Genomic DNA, 18,056 nt, shown 5'->3' on the forward strand with positions numbered 1-18,056 from the left:
GATGCCGAGCTCCCTCGCAACCGCAGTGACCGTCTTGCCCGAGGAGTCGACGAGCGCGATCGCGTCCCGCTTGAACTCCTCGGTGTACCGCTTCGCGTACATGCTTCCCACCTGGTGCTACTTCCTCTGGAACCTCAGGTCCCAGTCTCCAGGTGTCCACGATCAAGGGGAAGGTTCACACCGCACCGTTCGTCGGCTGCTCCCAGCAACGCCCCGGAGGGGGCTGCCTGCTCAGCGGGGCCTGGCCAGTGAGGTCAGTAGCAATCGACGTAGTCCCACGCACCGTTGTGGTTGTCGTGGAGATTGGCGTAATGGAGATTGGCCTCGGACTCCCACCCCGTTTAGTTCAGAGAAGTCACCAGGCCAAAAGAAATGGCGCCACTCCACAGCGGTCGGGGCATCACAGACCTCGACGACAGCCCCGAGCCCCACCAGCCTATGAGCCCCCAGCACGGCCCGCTTCCCGACGGCACCGACGGGCGCCGCGGCCACGGCCGTCGCAGGCTGGACGGGTGGACTGGCCCGTCTCCGTCGCCCTCGCCCGGTCCGTACCGGAACTGCCCACCGGCACGGACTGGAGCTACGAGGTAAAACTGGACGGCCACAGAATGATCATGTGGCGGACCGGCGACGGGGTCCGGCTGCAGGCCCGCTCCGGACGCGACGTCACCGCCGTATGGGGCGACCTCGCCCTCGCCGGCCAGTACCTCCCGGCCGGGACCGTTCTGGACGGCGAGGCCGTCATCACCACCGAGGACGGCCGGATCAGTTTCGAGGCCGCACAGGCCCGAGCCGCCTCCTCCCCCGCCCGCGCCCACCGACTGGCCGCCCAGCGCCCCGCGCACTACATCGCCTTTGACGCCCTGCAACTGCCGTCCGGCGACGTCCGGCCGCGTCCGTACAGCGAGCGCCGCGCAGCCCTCCTCAAGCTCCTGGCAGGCCTGCCCGTAAACACCCCGATCCAGGCCGTCTCCGCCACCACCGACCGCGACACCGCACTCACCTGGTACAACACCCTTCACAAGCGCGGCGTCGAAGGCATCGTCGCCAAACGCACCACCTCCCCCTACCGGGCCGGCCGCACCAGCGCATGGTTGAAGATCCGCCACGCGGACACCATCGAGGCGGCCGTCGTCGGGTTCACCGGCACCGTGCGCCAGCCGCGGGCGCTCGCCGTACGGCTCCCCGACGGGCGCGTGGCGCTGTCCCAACGCCTGACCACGGCCCTGGCCACCCGGATCGCCCCGCACCTGGTCCCCCAGCCCGAGCGCGCGTACACGCAGGGCGGCGACGCCTGCACACCCGTGAGCGGGGAAGTCGTCGTAGAGGTCATAGCCGGCACCACCCGGCACGCGGTCGTCACCGTGGTCCGCCTGCGCTGACCCGACCGCAGGCTTCTGCTCGACTGCGCCTTGTCCCCGGCTGTCGCGTGGAGCGGCCATGGCTCCCGGGCCCGTGCTATCCGTAACACACCGTTGGAGGCATGCGGCTATTCGGTCTTCGTTGTGAGACGGCACAGAGGAGTGTTGTCGTTGTTGGAAAGTGGCCCGTGCCGTCTGTGTCGCTGGCACGGGCCAGCTCAAAGTATGCCGTAGCGGGGGCTGGTGTCGGCGTCGTGTCATCCGGAGGACACGACCGCCGTGCATGACGCTCCGCAGAACGGCGACATGCGGGGCCTCCGCGCTCAAGAGTTCGGTCCCCGCACCCTCGCCCCCGCCCGCCTGCCCGTGACCAGCATGCGGTCCGCGTCGCCGTGAACCGCCGAGCCACGGCGACCAGGCGACTGGCCTGTGGCCGACCCTCACCGCCGGCCGGAACGGCGGCCTCGCTGACCCGGGCCGCCTGATCACTCTGTGCGGACAGCGCGGGCCGACATGCTGCGCATGGCGTAATGAGCCGCTCCGGCGGCTTTCCCAGGTTCAGGTTGTGCGGAAGCGGCGAGCCGGTATGGGTGGCAGGGAGGAGGTGGCGAGACGACATGAGCGAGAAGAGCGTGGATCGGTCGGAGGGTTTCGGTGAGCGGCTGCTCGGTCTGCTGCTGGATCGGGCGCGGCTGATGCCGCCGCAGCTGATCGCCCCGTTGATCGCGGAGGAGTTGGCCGGGATCGGTGGCCGGGACGTCTCCATCCTGCTGCAGGACTATGCGCAGGAGGTGCTGGTGCCGCTTGCGGGCAGGAAGCTGCACGTCGGCCAGCCCGAGCCGATGGCCGACTCCCCCGCCGGCCGGGCCTTCCTGAGCGAGGACGTCGTCGAGGTGCCGCAGGCCCACGGCGGCGTGCGGATGTATCTACCGCTGCTGGACGGCAGCGACCAGGTGGGGGTGATGGCCCTGACTCTGGACGCGGTCGGCGACGCCGACCGGCGCCTGCTGCGCAGGCTCGCCGGCCTGGTCGCCGATATGCTGGTCACCAAGAACGCCTACACCGACCAGTTCTTCCTGGCCCGGCGCCGGGAGCCGATGAGCGTGTCCGCGGAGATCCAGTGGAACCTGCTGCCGCCGCTGACGATGACCCTGCCGCAGGTCTCGGTTGCCGGCGTCCTGGAGCCCGCCTACCGGGTCGCCGGCGACAGCTTCGACTACGCCCTCAACGGCAACATCCTGCACATGGCCGTGATCGACGCGATGGGCCACGGCCTGGACGCCGCCGTGATGGCGACCGTGGCCATCGGCGCCTACCGGCATGCCCGGCGTGTGTTCGTCAGCCTGGCCGAGAAATACGCGTTCATGGACGACGCCATCTCCCGGCAGTTCGGTCCCGACCACTTCGTCACCGCCCAGCTGATGCACATCAACATCGCCACCGGTGAGCTGGAAATGGTCAACGCGGGCCACCCCGCGCCGCTGCTGATCCGCGAAGGCCGGGTCGAGCGGCAGTTGGAGAGCGCGACGACGCTGCCCGTCGGCTTCGGCGGCGAGTTGCCCCGGATCCGAGAGCATCTGCTCCAGCCGGGCGACCGGGTGCTGTGCTACACCGACGGCATCATCGAGGAACACGTCACCGGCGGCGAGCCGTTCGGCGAGGAACGCCTCATCCACTGCGTCAACCGCCTGGGAGAAGAGCCGTCACAGGGGGTGCGGGCGGATCTGCGCCGGCTCTCCCACACCCTGAAGAGGGAACGGGGCGGACACACCAGCGACGACGCCACCCTCTTCATGATCGAGTGGCGCGGCGGCACCACCGACCACCTCGCGGTCCTTGACTGAGCAACCTCGACGTCAACCAAATCCGAACCGGACAGCGCCGCCCACGCGCACGACAGTCACCCTTCCACGCCTGACCAACTGGCCCCCAAGGGAGTGAAGTCGAGATCGACGCCGAGGGCACCACGTCGGTGCGCACACGCTCCTACTGGTGGCCCCAACCCGGCCTCCGCGTCGCCCACAGTCCTACCTCGCGGAGTCTCAGCGACTGGACTGTGTGATCCCCTCAGCGAGCTGCCCGACCACGTTGAGGATCCCCTGCCCGAAGGCAGTGGGGGCGACCAGCACTCCGAACACCAACACGATGAGCACGGTCAGCTGCTCGTCGGATCGTTTCCGAGCCTGTGTGCGACGCCGAAGCCGCACGATGCGGGCACGCTCTGGGCGATGGCGCGGCGGAACAGGCCCCGGGCGCTCGGCATGACCATCAGGGCGTCGATGGAACCGGCGCCCGCGGACTCGCCGAAGACGGTGACCTGGCTGGGGTCACCGTCGAAGGCTGTGACGTTCTCCCGTACCCATTCGAGGGCGGCGACCTGGTCGAGCCGGTCGCGGTTGGCCGGTGCCCCGTCGAGGCGGGTGAAGCCCTCAATGCCGACCAGATAGTTGAAGGTCACCACGACGAGGTCACCGTCCCGGGCCAGACGGCTCCCGTCGCAGGCCGGGTCATCAGCGGAGCCGAACTTGTAGGCGCCGCCGTAGATCCACACCATCACCGGGCGGCGGGCCGCCGGGTCCGCGTCCGGCGCCCAGACGTTGACCGTCAACCAGTCGTCGGCAGGGAAGTCTTCGGAAGGAGCCATCTGCGGTCCCAACGGCTCCTGCGGGGGTGGCGGCCCGAACGAGAATGCCTGCCGCACCCCGTCCCAGCCTCGGGCCGGTTGCGGTGCGGCGAAGCGCAGCTCACCCACCGGTGGCTGCGCAAACGGGATACCGCGGAAGACCGCAAGTCCCGCCTCTCGGCGTCCTCGCACCGTCCCCGCTGCCGCCTGTACCTCCGGAAAGTCAGCAGTATTCATACATGGCTCCCTGGAGTGTGCGACTGTCGTGCAGCGGGTCGGAGACGCGGCGACCGCAACCGTCGATCCCCTTGAATCGTGGGGGCGTCGATCACATCGAACGGCAACCCCAGCCATAACGTCGCTCAACCATGCCGTCTTTGTAGGATCATGCTCACATGCGTGCGATATGTTGCCCGCCATGGCTGAACTCGGACGCGTCGCCTGGCCGCCTACCCCGATACGGACCGAACAGCTCGTGCTCCGCGAGTCCGAGCCCCCGGGACCGTGCGGCTTTCATCGAATTGTTCGCATCGTCGGAGGTGCGCACCTACCTCGGTGGCCCTCGACCGCGTGATGAGCTCAAACGCGCGGTGCCTGAGGTACCCGGGCGGCGACCTGGCCTTTTCGTGATCGATTTCGACGCAGCGATGATCGGCACCATCACGCTCGATCGACGCGACGCGGAGCGTCCGGGTCACGTCCGTCCGGATGCCGAAGAGACCGAGCTCGGCTACATGTTCCTGCCGGAGGCCTGGGGACGCGGATACGCCGCCGAGGCGTGCAAAGCGGCACTCGACTGGTTCGCCGACGCGCTCCCCGGCGAGCCTGTGGTGCTCTGCACCCAGACCGCCAACGCCCGCTCGATGCGCCTCGCGGCCAAGCTGGGGTTCACCGAGGTAGAACGCTTCAAGGAGTTCGACGCCGAGCAGTGGTTCGGTGTGTGGTCCTCGGTGTAGTCACCAGCCCCGACGTACCGCTTACACAACTGGCCACTGACCGCCTACACACAAGGGTGCGGATGCCGTAAGAAGACGCCGTGCGTGCGGACGGCGCGCGGTATCCGGGGAATGAGCACTGACGGGTCGTCGCCTGGATAGAGGCACTGGTGAAGTGTCGGTATTCGAGAGTTGCAGTATTCGCCCGCAGGGCAAGCAGCCCCACACCCGACCCGGTCACGTCAGCGGCGACAAGATGAGGCAGGGGAGCCGCCTGGCCTGGGGTGCCTCAGTTTGAGGGCTCATCGCAGAAGAGGGTGCAGTCGGGGTCTGTCGGTCTTCAAGGTCGCCGACACGGATTTTCACGCTCGGTGTCCTGTCTCATCGAAGTCAGTCGTCTGCGTGACGCTGACCTGCGTGGACTGGATTGGGTGAGACACGTGGACTCGGTTCGTTGAGACAGACTGCATCTGTCCGTCTCATGTGATCCCAGTCGATCCGGTTCGCCCGCGACGACGTCGATGGACTGTCGCCGTGCCACAGCCGCCGATGCCTCTCGTTAATTCCCAGGTCAGCAGCTTGCTCCGGCTGGCAGGATCGAAGCCATGTCGATGGATCCGTTGGTGGCCCGAGCCCGTGGGCTCTGGGAGGACCTGGCTCAGGCGCCGGTGTCGTTCGCCCCGCCGGGCGGCGTGAACGTTGTGGTCTCCCCGCGGTCCGGGCTGTGCCCGGTTGGCTGGGTCGGAGTGGTAGCTCTGGGCGGATCAGCGATCGTGACCGCGCCGAGTGACAGTGCCGCCATGATCGTTCGTGAGGCACTGGGGAGACTGCCGGTAGAGGCCGTCGTGGATAGCGCTTTGGTCCGGGAGGCCCTTCCGGTGGCTCGGGCGCTCGGGCCCGCGGCGCTGTCATATGTGTCCCCAGCGGGCTTCCGGCCGGTGGAAGCTGGCGCGTTGACCGTGGAGCAACTGTCAGCCGATCATCCGGATTTGCGGAGCTTGGAGCAGGTGGCTGGTCACGAGGACGCTGGTGAGGCTGCTCTGGACGAGATTACGTCGCCCGCGTTCGTGGTTCGCGAGCATGGCCAAGTGGTTGCTGCTGCGGGATATCGGGCCTGGCCGAGGCGGACGGCCCATGTCTGCGTCCTGACGGCGCCAGAAACGCGCGGGCGAGGACTGGCACGGGTGACGGGCTCAGCGGCGGTCGCTCATGCCCTCGCTGTCGGGCTGCTGCCGCAGTGGCGCGCGCGCCCGCCCGCCTCCCGGCGTGTTGCGGCTGCATTGGGCTTCGAGGAGCTGGGTTCCCAACTCAGCATTGAGATCGCTTAAGAGGGGCGGTGCGGTGCGGCTCGGTGGGCACTGTCCCGTCTCATTAGATCTTGCAGGGGCGAGGCCGTTGACCTGCGGGGTGACAGGATCAACCGCGACTTGCTGGGGGCAGTGACGAGGCGTCGTGAAGACGCGTGGGCGGTGCGGTTGGCTCGTCTCATGGATCATGGCGAGAGTGATGCCGCCTGAGCAGGACCTTGTCAGGATGGCGAGACGTTTGACGGCCGGTTTCGCATTGAAGATGGCAGTTTCCTAGTCGGAAGCCGCAGTAGTGGACGTGTTCAGGAAGAAGGTCGCCGCTGACGATCCTGAAGCTCACCGCGGGCAGTCGACCAAACGATCTCGAACTCGTCGGCCGACAACCATTGCGGGTCGTGCCCTTCCCACTCGGAGATGGGTGGTTCCGCGGTCAGGCCGTAGACGCTCTCGTATTCAGCTGACCGACCGTCTCTTTGAGCTTCTTGCCACTCGGCCAGCGAGGCAGCGGTCAGAGCCTTGCTCCCGGACTCCTGCAACTCAACTTGCCGGATCGCATAGCCATTGGCGTCCAGCTCGAAGTAGAACCAGACGGCTTCCTCGTCCCAGAAGCAGCGAACCCAGGTCGTCATGGGTTCACCGCATCGAAGGGTTCGTCGTGCCAGCGCCAGCCGGCGGTGCCGTCGTCGTGGATGTGCAGCATGAACTCGGCGACCGGGCCGCCGTCGGGAAACGTCAGGGTGAGCGCGCTGCGTATGTTGGTGTAGCAGTCCTCGGCCCGCTCCCAGTCCTCCTCGTCGACAGCCTGCTCTTGCTCACTGAAGAGGGGACGGAACTCTTCAAAACCAGGAAGCGTTTCGACTTCGGCGTGCATCCAGGGCATATCGGCGCCGGTCACGGCCAGCCGGGCGATCTCCTGGTCGCCGTGGTGGAGTCGGAGCCGCCAGACACTGCCGGTGGTCAAGTTCGGGTTGGTCATGTCTCCCATGATGGCGATTGCCACTGACAGACGGGGAGTGAGATCACCACCCCTTGTCGATCGTGGTGATCACCATCTCACGCAGCGGAAGCTGATGGGGTGCGATGTGGAGTCGCTGTGCCGCTTCGGCCAGCAGCTGGGGATGGTCTCGCCAGTAGGCCGAGGCAAACAGGCCGGTGAGAACGACGGCTTCAGGGTAGGTGGCCAGTTCGACCCGGGCGTCGGAGGGGCGGTGGGGATCACCGAACGGGTCCTCGCCGAGCACTTCGAGTCGGCGGTTCCACCTCTGCCGAAGGGGCTCTCCGCTTCTCTCACCGGTGAACCACCTGGTCAGGCGGTCGCGGGCGTCGACGAAGGCCAACGCGGTGGAGGGATGGGTGCCCCGGCGGACGATCCGGTGATGTTGGAGGTTGGCCCGCAGAACCTCGGGCAGTCGCGTCAGGTCGTGTTGCTCATCGCCGAGGAGCCAGCGGCGGTGGCAGACACCTTCATGGTGCGGGGTGCTGCGGACGACGAGACCGTGGACGCGCCGCCAGGCCATGCAGAGGCGGCAGGCTGGACGCCGCCGTGGCTCGACGACCTCCTCGGTGGCGGACCGAAGGTGCCGAAGCGGGTCTCCGATCGAGCCGAGCGGCGGCATCGCGTGGATCAAGGATGACGGGTGCCGGCCGGTCAAGATGGCGAGCCGTCTCAGTGCTTCTGGAGTCCAGTAGCCGACTCGGTTGTCGACTCGGCGGTGTTGGCGGGACGGGTCGACCAGGTGCGAGAGGTAGCCGATGCTGAGGTGGTTGGCGTCGGCGAGGCGGTTCAGGTAGGAGCCGATGGTCTCGTGATGGACGGGCGGCGGCGTGAGGGGCAGGGTCCGCGGCCGGGCGGTCACGCGATGCGTTTCGTGCCGCGGCTCCGGCGCCGACGTGCGCGGGGGATGGTCTGCTGTTCGGCGCTTTCGTCCAGGTCAACTCGTTCCAGTGAGGTTTTGGTGATCTTCTCGCTGCCGTCGAGGATGGCGTCCAGGGCGGCTTCGCGGACGAGGTGGGACAGACTGCCGATCATTCCGCCGGTGCGGTCGTGCAGGTAAGAGCTCAGGTCCAGCAAGGTGCCTGGGCGGTGGGCGCGCAGCCGCAGGGACTCCTCCAGCGTCAGCACGAGCGATCGCCAGGAGCCGCGCTGTTCCTCGGTCTTGTGGCGGAATGGGCTGGTGGGAATGAGGGTGTAGCGGCTGGCAATCTGTCCGCCGCGGCGTCCGGCGAACAGTCCGGTGCCCTCGACGTCGACGCCGGCCAGGACGAACGTCGCGGGGATGCGCTCGGACAGGTACTTGATCTGGTCGGATGCCTCGGCGCCCACCCGCGTACCGATGTCGAGATTGTGGAGCTCATCGACTTTACCGACCGAGGAAGCCCGTAAGCCGACTTTGACCTGCGGTGATCCATAGACTACATGTCCGCGACGGCGAGCCGGGGCGATTGCTGTAGCTCGTCCGGGTGGTCTCAGCGGGTGTACTCCGCAGGCTCTGGCCCGTCTGCGTGGAGCGCCTCGTTGTTGTGGTGCGAGTGCCGATCATCCGGCGGGGCTGTCACCTAAGGGTGACTTCGCTCGGGCCATTGAACGGCGCCAAGGACAGCACGGTCCTTGGTGTCCGCAGCCCGTCGTTCTGCGCGAAGAGCTTCCGCGCCGCATCGAAGGGGACGTCGTCACAGGCCACCAGTGAGGTCTGGTCGTAGAGTTCACGGATCGCGTCCGTCATCTTCTCGTCGCTGTCCGGTTCCGTGCCCCAGATGTCCCACAGCAGCGTCTCGACCTTGTTCAACGCCGCGAGGTCGAGCCGGATGTTGCCTGCCACGAACCACTCTCCGAACATCGGCCCGTCCTGCGGTGGGTGGAGTCCGAAGGACTTCGGGTCCGCCTCGCCCGCTCGGATGGCCTGCCATGCCTTGCCCGCGACCAGAAAGCGGTCGCGCGGCACGTCCATCGGGTCGAAGTCCACTTTCCACGTGTCGATGACCGTCGGGTCGGCCAGTTCGGGATCGGCCAGCAGCCAGCCCCGCTCGGCGTCCCAGTACTCGGTCACCACATGATCGACGTGGAACCCGTCCGAGCCGAAGTAGTCGGCGAAGCCGGACCGCAGGCGCGCGGGTATGCCCGCGTGGCGCAGGAACGAGCAGTGCAGCAGCGCGAAGTCGCGGCAGACGCCGACGAAGCGGTCACCCATCTCGCGCCGCTGCGTCAGCGGGGCGCCGTTTCGCTCGATGACGATCCGCAAGATGTCGTCGAGGTAGCGCGTCTCGGCATCGTTGTGCAGGCGGTCCTGCGGGATGGCATAGCGGAACTGTTCGCCTTCCAGACGGTGGACCATCAGATCGCGGGCCACACAGGCGAGTTGAGCGGGATCATCCGGTAGGTCGGCATATAGCGGGGCAAGGCTGCCGGGGTCGGAGAAGGCGCTCTGTGCGGCATAGAAGGCGGCAGCGTCCGGTGAAAGGCGGGCGGATGACACGGCTGGACCCCCAGAAGGCATCGGCCGCATGTTCGATTACCGGGCCGGTGCACCTCACCGTGTCAAAATTCCCCCGCAATTGTCCAGACGACCGAACTGACAACTGAACCCGGGACCCACCGCCTCCGTCAGTGCGACTCGCCTCACTGGTCGGCATGTCCCATTGACACTCTCATCGAACGGCGCGTCCACCGGGACGGTGGACGCGCCGTGAAGTGGCGAGCGGGACAGGAGCACTTCACGAGCCGGGATCGGCGAGGCGGGCTTCGAGGTCGGCGACGCGGCGGTCCTGGAAGCGGAGGTTGGAGCGGGCGGCCTTGAGCCTCTCGTCGAGAGTGCGGTTGTCGGCGGTGAGCTGGCGGACTCGCTGCTTGAGCGTGGTGTTCTCGGTGGTGATCCGCTGGATGGCCTCCTCGGTCCATTCGGCCTGCAAGTCGCGGATCTGGCCGAGGAGTTCGCCGATGCGGGTGCGCTGGGTGAGGATCTCGGCGTGGGCGGCCTTGAGGCCCTCTTCGGCGTTCAGGGCCCGCTCGCGCCAGGTTGCTTCTGGCTCGTCGTCCTGCTCGGCGAGCGTCCGGGTCCGTCGTTCGCTGGCCTGCGCCATCGCGGTGGCGACCGCGGCTCTGGCTTCGGGGTTGTCGTAGAGGAAGGTGCGCGAGACGTCCGCGCGGCGGGCGACGGCGGCGACGCTGACCTGGGTTTTCTCGCGCCGGAGCCGAGCGATGGCCTCGTGGACCCGCTGGAGAGCGGTTTCGGTCTTGCGGCGCCGGGCTGCCAGGGCGGCGGCCGTGCGGGGTTCTGGAACGGTGGCGGTCTTCATGCGATGTCCCGTTCGGGGTCGTCGTCGGCTGTGCACGTATCGCTGTACTTGCTCTGCTCATCGCTGCCCGCGTCGGCCAGATCGGCGGCGCGGAAGGCGGTGGACCAGACGCGGTGGAAGTAGTCCTGGGGTTTGCGCAGGTCCAGGGCGAGGGCGTCGTCGAGGAGGCCGAGGCCGGCCAGCGCCTTCTCCAGGCCGTCGATGGCGCGGGCGGTGGGCTCGAAATAGCGGTGGAGGTAGTCGGCGGTGGCGTCGTCCGGGGCGCCCTCGGCCAGCAGCCGCCACTGCTCGCGCTTGCGCCGCCAGTAGAGCAGGTCGGCGCCGGACAGGACGAACTTGTCGCAGTTGTGGCAGTCCAGGTTCCAGGGGCAGGCGCCGCCGTCGACGACGGGCTGGAAGGTGCAGAAGCCGCCCTCGGCGGGGGTGCTGCGGCGGGACAGATCAATGGCGAGGGCCTGGGCCTGCTCGCGGGTGAGCGGGGTGGTCTCCCCGGCGAGGAGTTCGCCGGGGCGGGCGGTGCCGGGGCCGGCGACCCAGACGTGCTGGAGGACGTTCTCCAGATCATCGCTGGTCAGGTGGACGTAGTGCTCGGCCATGCGGTCGGAGACCTGGCCGAGGTAGCGCCGGATGTGGGACAGGCTCGCCCCGGCCCGTAGCAGGCTGGTCGCCAGCGTGTGACGGGCCTGGTGGGGGACGTAGTGGCCGAGGTCGAGGCCGTCGACCCAGGGCCGGAAACGGCTGTAGAACCACTGGTGTGTCAGGGACACGGTGCCGTCCGGGTTGCGATGGGTTGTGGGGAACAGCGCCAGCCGGGCGCGTTCGGTGCCGCTCGGGCTGTAGCCGTGCTCGGCGGTAAAGCGATCCAAGGTCTTGCGCTGCCGCTCGGCGAGCAGGTCGTGGAGCCGTTCGGGGATGCGGATCGCCGCGTCGTAGTTGCCGACCTTGGTTTGGTCGTGCCAGAACATCGCCAGTCCGCCGTAGCGGCCCAGGCAGTCCCACCGCACTTTGAGGACCTCACCGATGCGGCGGCCGGTGATGACGGTCGCCTCCCAGATGTCGCGCATCCCCAGGTCCAGGGTGTCGCTGTCGGTCAGGCGGGCGAGGTTCTCCTCGTCCGCCAGGGCGCGGGCGACCTCGTCGGGGAACGGGCGGCGGGCCCGCAGCGTCGAACTGCCCGCGGCGGGCATGGCGGTGATGAACTCCCGGCTCAGGCCGAGGCGTTCGGCCGCCCCGCTGTCCATTGCCTCCCGCAGCAGCCGCCGGGCAGCGTTGAAGACGATGCTCCGGGTGATCAGGGTGATGGTGCTGGGAGCACCGCCGGGGCGTTTGATCGCCAGGGACGGCAGGCTATCGCGTTCGCGGCGGCGCTGATCGGCGACGAAGCGCTGTGCATGCTCGCTCCGCAACACGGTCGGGTCATGGCCGTCGCCCGCTGCGTCGAGCTCCAGGAACACACCGAGTTCGAGTGCGGCCCGGCGCAGGTCGTCCAGAACGCCGGCAGTTCGGGGGCAACGGGGTGACCGCAGCAGGCCCGCGAGGTGATCCCAGGTCAGGTCCCGCAGCCAGCGCTGTGGGATGCCGCTGAGATCGATGTGGCCGCTGCGGTGGGCGAAGCGGACGCCGAAGTGCTCGGTCTCCAGGAAGCCGCTCTCCTTGGCCTGCTCGGGGGTGAAGTAGACCAGCCGCAGTTCGTGGAGGATCTCCTTGGCGATGCCGCCGGTGAACTGGCTGCAGTTGCTCAGGTCGAGGTCGATAAGCGAGTTCACGCTGCCGGCCCGGCAGATGGTCACCAGCTTCTGCAGCCAGGCCAGGTCCCAGCGGCTCGCCCGGGGACGCTGAGTGTGCACGAACATCCCCCACTGGAGCTCGGCCCGCACCAGCGGTCGCAGGCCGCGCAGGTTGAGCTGCCCTGGCCAGGGCAGCGCGGTCTCCCGCGCGCACCAGGAGCGGAAGGCTTCCTCGTCGCCGAAGCTGACCGGGACCGGTGCCCCGTGATGCTCGTAGCGCTGCCACCAGCTGTCCGGCAGACTCGCCCCGCCGGGCCGTCCCTGCTTGCAGTAGTGGGCATCGTGCCCGGGACACAACCCCAGCGGGGAGTCGGCCAGCGAGGGGCAGACCACCACCCGGCAGGGACCGTAGCCGGGAAAGACCTGCTGGTGGCTGACCCAGCCGGCGAAGTCCGCGTCCTCGCCGTGCTGCTGGCGGTGCAACTTCCACCGGTTGCGGTGACGTTGACACAGCCGCAGGTCATGACGGTCAGCGGGATGCTCGGGACAGATCCGGCAGACCGCGTCCTCCCGCGAGGCGAAGGCACTCAGCGGCTGGGCCGCGGCGACGAAGGCGGCCTTGCCGATCCCGCGCTCCCTCGCCTGGGCCCACTCCTGGCGGTGGATCGAGCACAGATCCCCGCCGCCCCGTGCACGCTCGCAGCCAGCGACCACGCACTCCCACCGGTAGATGGCATGACCGCGCGGGATCCGCACGATGTCCGCACGGAAGACCGGATCGAAGGACGGCGCGTTGATCAGCGCCGTGAGAATCTCCAGCCGGTCGCGCTCCTGCCGGTCCGGACGCTCCGCGTAGAGCGGACGCAGGAACTCCACCCGCTTCACCGGCCCTCACCCCAGACCGTACGAAGCGCGGCATCGAACACGGGGTCGTGGACATCGACGTGCCCGTAGACCTCATCGACCATCGCGGCCGAGGCCCAGCCACCCGCGTCCCGGGCGATCAGCGTGTTGCCGTCCGCGGCATCGAGGACCGCCGAGGTGAAGCTGTGCCGGAAGGCATGGGGCTTCACGACGCCCAGCCCGGCGCGTTTCCCGGCCCGGCCGAGCATCCGGCGGGCCCCGACCGGCGCCCACGGCTGCCCGGCATCGCCGCCGTGCAACTGGACCAGGAGCATGCCGTGCCCGGCCCCGCGCGGGTACTCGCTGGTGACGTACTCGAAGTAGGTGTGCACCATCGCCGGGCTGACCCGCTTGATCAGCCCGCCGGTCACCGTCCCGCCCTCGACCTTCCAGGGCTCCTTGGTCTTCGCCTCGGCCCGGTTCGGATTTCCGGGGCGGTGACAGATGTGGACATGCGGGGTGCGGCACTCGTGGCAGGCCGCGTTCTCACGCAAGTGCAGGTCGATCAGGTGCAGCCCGCAGAGCTCGCCGATCCGCAGGCCCCCGTCGGCGAGCCAGGTCACCACCAGCCGGTCCCGGGCCGCGTTTACGACCTCCAGCAATTTCTCCCGGGCCCCGTCGGGGAGCATCTTCGGGTGCCGACGACGCGGTCCCTTCGGCGCGAGCGGGTTCGCGGACAGCGAGGACTTCACGTGCCCGAGGAACGAGCGACGGCGGTCCACTCGGGACGGCAGCCGGGACTTGTCGAGCTTCTTGCCGAGCTCGCCGTTGACGCCGAGGGAGGATTGGTGCAGGTAGAAGCTCTTCAAGCAGGCCGCCGCGGTCGACAGCGCGGAGCGGCCGTAGGGCCGCTTGCCCACCCGCCACGGCTCGCCGAGCGGCATGCGGACCTCGGCCTCGACGATCCCCATGTACCGCTCAAGATCCCGCAGTTGGATTGTGCCGAAGCCCAGGCATTCGCGCTCCAGCCACCGCAAGTGATCCACCAGCAGATACGCGTACGTCCGCTGTGTGCCCGAGCCGTCATGGACGCGCAGGAACCGGTCCGCCTCCGTATGGACAGTCCCCTCGGGCCAGACGATCGTCCACGACCGCCGCCCCTCCTTCCGCACGATCTGCTGGACCCTCAAGTCCCCGACCACCACGTGCCGTACCACTCGTCCTCCGTACCGACCCCGGAACATGACAGACGCTCCGGATCCGGTCGGTAAACGAGCCCGGGACGCCCACGTCACAGACCCAGACGAACATCACAGGCGGCACTACCCGCGGTCGGTAAAGTCGATGAGCACGAGTCGGCAGCCGAGTGTGCAGAGCAGGTCGCAGACCTTGTTGGTGACTTCGACCTGGCTGAAGCGCGACGGCAGCGGCAGGCCGATGAACCGGGCGAACTCGATGGCCAGCATCTTCGGTGTGGCCGCGGGCGGGACGGTGACGTAGACGACCGGCAGCCAGTCCGGCGGGATCTCGCCGCGACGGCGTCCCAACTGTTCGTAATTCTTGCCCAGTTGGGTGATGGCGGTGGTCTTTCCGGTCCCGGCGGGGCCCGAGACGATCAGTCCGCGGCGGGCGGAGTGCTGGTGCCGGTTGAGCAGGATGCGCTTGCGGCCGGTCGCGGTGACATGGCGGATCGTCGGGGTGGAGACGATGACGAGTTGCGCGTGGTAGTCCTCCAGGGCCTGGTAGTAGGCGGTTCGTTCCGCCTCGGTGAGCCGTTGGAGGGCTGCGGGCGGCAGGACGGCCGGCGGGTTGGTGGTCTCCGCGGTGAAGGCGGTCCAGCCCTCCTTGGTCGTCAGCGGGTGGTCGACTTCTTCCGGCTCGAGGAAGTGCGTCATCAGCGACTCCCGTCGGTGAAGGCGTCGAACACGCCGAACGGGATGACCTGGGCGATCTCGCCTTCGCCGTCAGGTTCCTGGTCCGTCTCCGGCTCGGGTTCGCGCCGTGCCTGTGGCAGTGCGGGGACGGCAGTTGCCGCCTTGGTGCGGCCGGCGATGCGCCGGTCGGGCCCGTTCCCGGCGCGGGTCAGCAGGTCGTCGATGACGACGGCGATGGCGTCCTCGTCGGTGTCGTCGGCCCCCTTGGCGGCCAGCACGGCTCGGGCATGGCGCCAGGTGAAGTCGGCGAACGGCGCCGAGACCGTGCCCAGCCGGGTCCAGGGAACCGTGATCCAGCCTCCGGCCCGGGTGTCGCGTACCCAGACATGCGACACGTCGTAGGGGTCGTAATGGACCTCCCAGAGGTTGCCCTTGGTGTCCACTCCGGACGGCTGACGCCGGTAGGAGCCCAACTCCCGGCAGTCATAGGTGCGGTAGTCGAGTGTGATCCCGTAGTCGTTGATCTTCCGCCACTCGACGGGCAGCAACTCGATGTAGTCATCACCGCCGAGACAGACCGGCAGATAGCCTGTGCGCGAGACCAGCATGGCGTAGACCTCGTTTGGCGAGAGGGCCTTGCCCGGCAGGAACGGACTCCGCAGAGCGTCATGCGGGCGGGTCTGCCACCGGGCGATAACCCACTCGTGGAAGAGATCGGCGAGTTCCGCGATCGTCCAGACCGCCTGGACGTCCCGGCCGCGCCGGGTGGTGTCGGAGCCGACATATCCGGCGACGTGCTGGCAGAACATCGAGTTGATGGACTCAAACGTCCGCTCCACGACTCCCTTGTCCGTCGGCGTGGCCGGACGTGCGGGCTGGAAGGACATGCCCAGCGAACGGCAGGCCGCGACGAACCTGTCCGACACGAACACCTTGCCCCGGTCCACGATGATCGTGTCCAGGACGATCACCGGACGTGCCGCGGCGTGCTCCAGGCGGGCGTCGACGCTCATCAACCGGGCGTGCGGGATCAGCGAGGCTCCGACATCCGCAGGGCGTCCGACCAGCCGGGCCGCATCGGTTCGGGCACCAGCATCCGCGCCAGCAGCAGTGCGGCGTCCACGGCCTTCGTTCCGGCCGGCCGCAGGATCGCCGCGCAGATGGTGCGGGAGGCGACATCGACCGCGATCGTCAGCTCAACCCGCCCGGTCACGCCGTCGTCCAGGACGGCCAGCACGTCCAGCGGAGTGGTGTCGATCTGCACCACCTCGCCAGGCCGGGCGGCCAGCGTCGGGGTGAACGGCGCTTCCGGCCGCCCGGCCAGAGAGCGCCGGGTCGTGGCCGCCCCGAAACTGTGACGTCCCTCGGAAAGCGACTTGATCAGCCGGAAGTAGGTTGCCCGCGACGGCAGCGGGACCGTGCCCTCCCCGTGCCGCTCGGCGACCAGTTTCTCGGCCTGCCGGATCACGCGGGTGCGGGTCCCCGTCGACATGCTCTCCTGCGCGGCCAGGACCTCAAGCACTGCCTCGACCAGGCGGTTGTCCACCTGGCCGGTGCCCGGTGCCGTGGACAACCTGGTGGCCCTCCGGTCCACCAGGCCCTAGAGCCCTTCGTCCCGCCATTTCGACCGCAGCCGAAAGAGGGTCCGCTCTGTCACTGCGGTGCCCGAAGCGGTCAGTTCGGCGGCTTTGGCGGTCAGCCGTTCACTCACGGTCCGCCATTGCGGGTCGTACTCGGGCCGCGGAACAGCTCCCTTCGGCGCCTCGGGAGGGAGCCCGGTCTCCACCTCGATCAGGTGCTTCTCGAAGAACCTGGCTTTGCGCAGGGCCACTTCAGGGACGGTGTCCAACAGGCCGAAGGGCGGAAGTCCCGGCGTGGTCGCTGTCGAGTCGAGCAGTTCGAACCCGTCCGACGCCATCAGGTGGGCGAACATCACCATGCTTGCGGTGTTGTGCTCGTCGATCAGGCGGACGGTCGTGCCCGACAGACCCACCACCGTGTGGACTCGGTCCTCGAACCGAACGCGGTCACCCACCCGCAGTACGCCCTTGGGCCGCTCGTGCTCGGCCATCAGCCCTCCACCCGGCTCACCAAAGAGTGATCGCCCAAGGGGCGCGACAGGTCCGTCGTCAGCCGCCCGCACCACAGCAGATGAAAGACGACCGGCAGGACCAGGATCGGGTCACCGACGTGAGCTGCCTGGCCCACCAGCGGTCCGGGAACGGCGAAGGCAGCCTCGACCACTTCCTCCAACCCGGCCTCCGCGAACCGCGGATGACGAAACCCGGCAAGCCACCGCAGGTTCGCCATCCGCACCCGGTCGATCTCGCCCACGAGCCGGAAGTCCCACCCCACCGCCTCGCATGCAGTCTGCGTACCGGCGAACTTGGCCAGGTCCCGCGGCTTGCGCCGCCCCTCCGGCCGGCAGTCCACCACCACGGCCGATCCATCGGCCCGACGTGCGAAGTAGTCCGGCGCGTGGGATAGCCGCACGCCCTCCGGCGACGTCCAGAACAGCCAGAACGGCTGCGACGCGAACCGTGTGACCCGAGGGTCGAAGTCCATCGCGATCGCGTGATCACGCTCCAGCCAGGACTCGAACCCCACATGCCGCAACATCGTGGCCGCCCAGTACAGGCCCGGAAAGTTCCACTGCCCCCGGTACGACGGGAACTCCCGTACCGGATCGGCCTCCTCGAAGGCCAGCTCCGTCACGTCCGCCAGCGAACCGCGCACCTCGACCCCGCCTTGAACCCAGGCCACCTCGAAATCGGCGGCCCTGCCCCTGCCGCTCTGCGGCCCCCCTGATCGTCCACACCGGGACGATGTCCACTGGGTTGAGACAAGCCACCTGAACCGAGACAAGAGCCACTCCAAAGCGGGACACCGTCTCACTCAAACCTGTCCCGGCCCCGTACACCGCACGGTCAGCACGCAGATCAGTGCGACAAGCCCCGCTTCGCTGAGACCGGACAGTGGGCACTCAGTCGCGCGACTAGGTTCGCTGAGACAGAAGCACGAACGACTCGGTTCGTTGAGAAAACGACTCGATTGAGTGAGACGGGACACTCGGCTGCACTCCTATCCGGGCGC

17 protein-coding genes and 2 pseudogenes are annotated in these 18,056 nt (G+C 68.3%); 4 read left to right on the forward strand and 15 right to left on the reverse strand.

What is annotated here, in order from left to right; all coding sequences use genetic code 11:
• On the reverse strand, positions 1-102 hold a 102-nt coding region (locus ABZ656_RS30325; RefSeq protein WP_360271883.1), incomplete at its 3' end, for a transposase.
• A gap of 410 nt (positions 103-512) precedes the next feature.
• Between ABZ656_RS30325 and ABZ656_RS30330 the strand changes: the two genes are divergently transcribed.
• Together ABZ656_RS30330 and ABZ656_RS30335 are read left to right on the forward strand one after the other, a co-directional pair.
• The gene (locus ABZ656_RS30330; RefSeq protein WP_360271803.1) at positions 513-1,382 is read left to right on the forward strand and encodes a DNA ligase; all 870 of its coding nucleotides are present in this window, start codon (positions 513-515) and stop codon (positions 1,380-1,382) included.
• Positions 1,383-1,978: 596 nt separating this feature from the next.
• The gene (locus ABZ656_RS30335) at positions 1,979-3,205 is read left to right on the forward strand and encodes a PP2C family protein-serine/threonine phosphatase (protein ID WP_101406459.1); all 1,227 of its coding nucleotides are present in this window, start codon (positions 1,979-1,981) and stop codon (positions 3,203-3,205) included.
• A 368-nt stretch (positions 3,206-3,573) separates the two neighbouring features.
• Here ABZ656_RS30335 and ABZ656_RS30340 read toward each other — a convergent pair.
• Positions 3,574-4,221, reverse strand: a pseudogene (locus ABZ656_RS30340) (carboxylesterase family protein); the annotation flags it as partial.
• Positions 4,222-4,402: 181 nt separating this feature from the next.
• On the opposite strand from ABZ656_RS30340, the pseudogene ABZ656_RS30345 reads away from it, so the two are divergent.
• A pseudogene (locus ABZ656_RS30345) lies at positions 4,403-4,940 on the forward strand (GNAT family N-acetyltransferase).
• A 779-nt stretch (positions 4,941-5,719) separates the two neighbouring features.
• Positions 5,720-6,247: a GNAT family N-acetyltransferase gene (locus ABZ656_RS30350; protein ID WP_360271808.1), complete on the forward strand. Its 528-nt coding sequence runs from the start codon at positions 5,720-5,722 to the stop codon at positions 6,245-6,247.
• 281 nt (positions 6,248-6,528) lie between these two features.
• On the opposite strand, the gene ABZ656_RS30355 is transcribed toward ABZ656_RS30350, so the two are convergent.
• The 13 genes from ABZ656_RS30355 to ABZ656_RS30415 form a co-directional block, all read right to left on the reverse strand.
• Entirely contained in the window at positions 6,529-6,855 is a 327-nt protein-coding gene (locus ABZ656_RS30355) for a hypothetical protein (protein ID WP_101406463.1), read from the reverse strand.
• The gene (locus tag ABZ656_RS30360; RefSeq protein ID WP_218978299.1) at positions 6,852-7,202 is read right to left on the reverse strand and encodes a hypothetical protein; all 351 of its coding nucleotides are present in this window, start codon (positions 7,200-7,202) and stop codon (positions 6,852-6,854) included. Before ABZ656_RS30360 ends, ABZ656_RS30355 begins: the two co-directional genes overlap by 4 nt.
• A gap of 43 nt (positions 7,203-7,245) precedes the next feature.
• Positions 7,246-8,082 (reverse strand): TniQ family protein, encoded by an 837-nt coding sequence (locus tag ABZ656_RS30365; protein WP_101406464.1) that lies wholly within the window; start codon positions 8,080-8,082, stop codon positions 7,246-7,248.
• On the reverse strand, positions 8,079-8,549 hold the full coding sequence (locus tag ABZ656_RS30370; RefSeq protein ID WP_180362609.1) for a hypothetical protein: 471 nt from the start codon (positions 8,547-8,549) through the stop codon (positions 8,079-8,081). The genes ABZ656_RS30365 and ABZ656_RS30370 overlap by 4 nt, the downstream gene beginning before the upstream one ends.
• Before the next feature lie 229 nt (positions 8,550-8,778).
• Complete coding sequence (locus tag ABZ656_RS30375; protein WP_101406465.1) at positions 8,779-9,720, reverse strand: transglutaminase-like domain-containing protein; 942 nt, start codon at positions 9,718-9,720, stop codon at positions 8,779-8,781.
• Positions 9,721-9,937: 217 nt separating this feature from the next.
• Positions 9,938-10,519, reverse strand: coding sequence for a DUF6262 family protein (locus tag ABZ656_RS30380; RefSeq protein WP_360271815.1), 582 nt, complete (start codon positions 10,517-10,519; stop codon positions 9,938-9,940).
• Complete coding sequence (locus tag ABZ656_RS30385) at positions 10,516-13,131, reverse strand: tyrosine-type recombinase/integrase (RefSeq protein ID WP_360271818.1); 2,616 nt, start codon at positions 13,129-13,131, stop codon at positions 10,516-10,518. Before ABZ656_RS30385 ends, ABZ656_RS30380 begins: the two co-directional genes overlap by 4 nt.
• A complete protein-coding gene (locus tag ABZ656_RS30390; RefSeq protein WP_101406468.1) occupies positions 13,128-14,306 on the reverse strand; it encodes a tyrosine-type recombinase/integrase in 1,179 nt (392 codons plus the stop codon). The genes ABZ656_RS30385 and ABZ656_RS30390 overlap by 4 nt, the downstream gene beginning before the upstream one ends.
• A 105-nt stretch (positions 14,307-14,411) precedes the next feature.
• The gene (locus ABZ656_RS30395) at positions 14,412-14,984 is read right to left on the reverse strand and encodes an ATP-binding protein (protein WP_360271823.1); all 573 of its coding nucleotides are present in this window, start codon (positions 14,982-14,984) and stop codon (positions 14,412-14,414) included.
• Positions 14,984-15,976 carry a Mu transposase C-terminal domain-containing protein gene (locus tag ABZ656_RS30400; protein ID WP_360271826.1) on the reverse strand — a complete coding sequence of 331 codons (993 nt, stop codon included), beginning with the start codon at positions 15,974-15,976 and terminating at the stop codon, positions 14,984-14,986. Before ABZ656_RS30400 ends, ABZ656_RS30395 begins: the two co-directional genes overlap by 1 nt.
• Before the next feature lie 17 nt (positions 15,977-15,993).
• Positions 15,994-16,536: a hypothetical protein gene (locus tag ABZ656_RS30405; protein WP_360271829.1), complete on the reverse strand. Its 543-nt coding sequence runs from the start codon at positions 16,534-16,536 to the stop codon at positions 15,994-15,996.
• A gap of 27 nt (positions 16,537-16,563) precedes the next feature.
• A complete protein-coding gene (locus ABZ656_RS30410) occupies positions 16,564-17,034 on the reverse strand; it encodes a hypothetical protein (protein WP_360271832.1) in 471 nt (156 codons plus the stop codon).
• Positions 17,034-17,726, reverse strand: coding sequence for a TnsA-like heteromeric transposase endonuclease subunit (locus ABZ656_RS30415; protein ID WP_360271835.1), 693 nt, complete (start codon positions 17,724-17,726; stop codon positions 17,034-17,036). The genes ABZ656_RS30410 and ABZ656_RS30415 overlap by 1 nt, the downstream gene beginning before the upstream one ends.
• Positions 17,727-18,056 lie beyond the last annotated feature (330 nt).

Source organism: Streptomyces sp. NPDC007095 (assembly GCF_040634475.1).
In the GTDB taxonomy this organism is placed as follows: Bacteria; Actinomycetota; Actinomycetes; order Streptomycetales; family Streptomycetaceae; genus Streptomyces.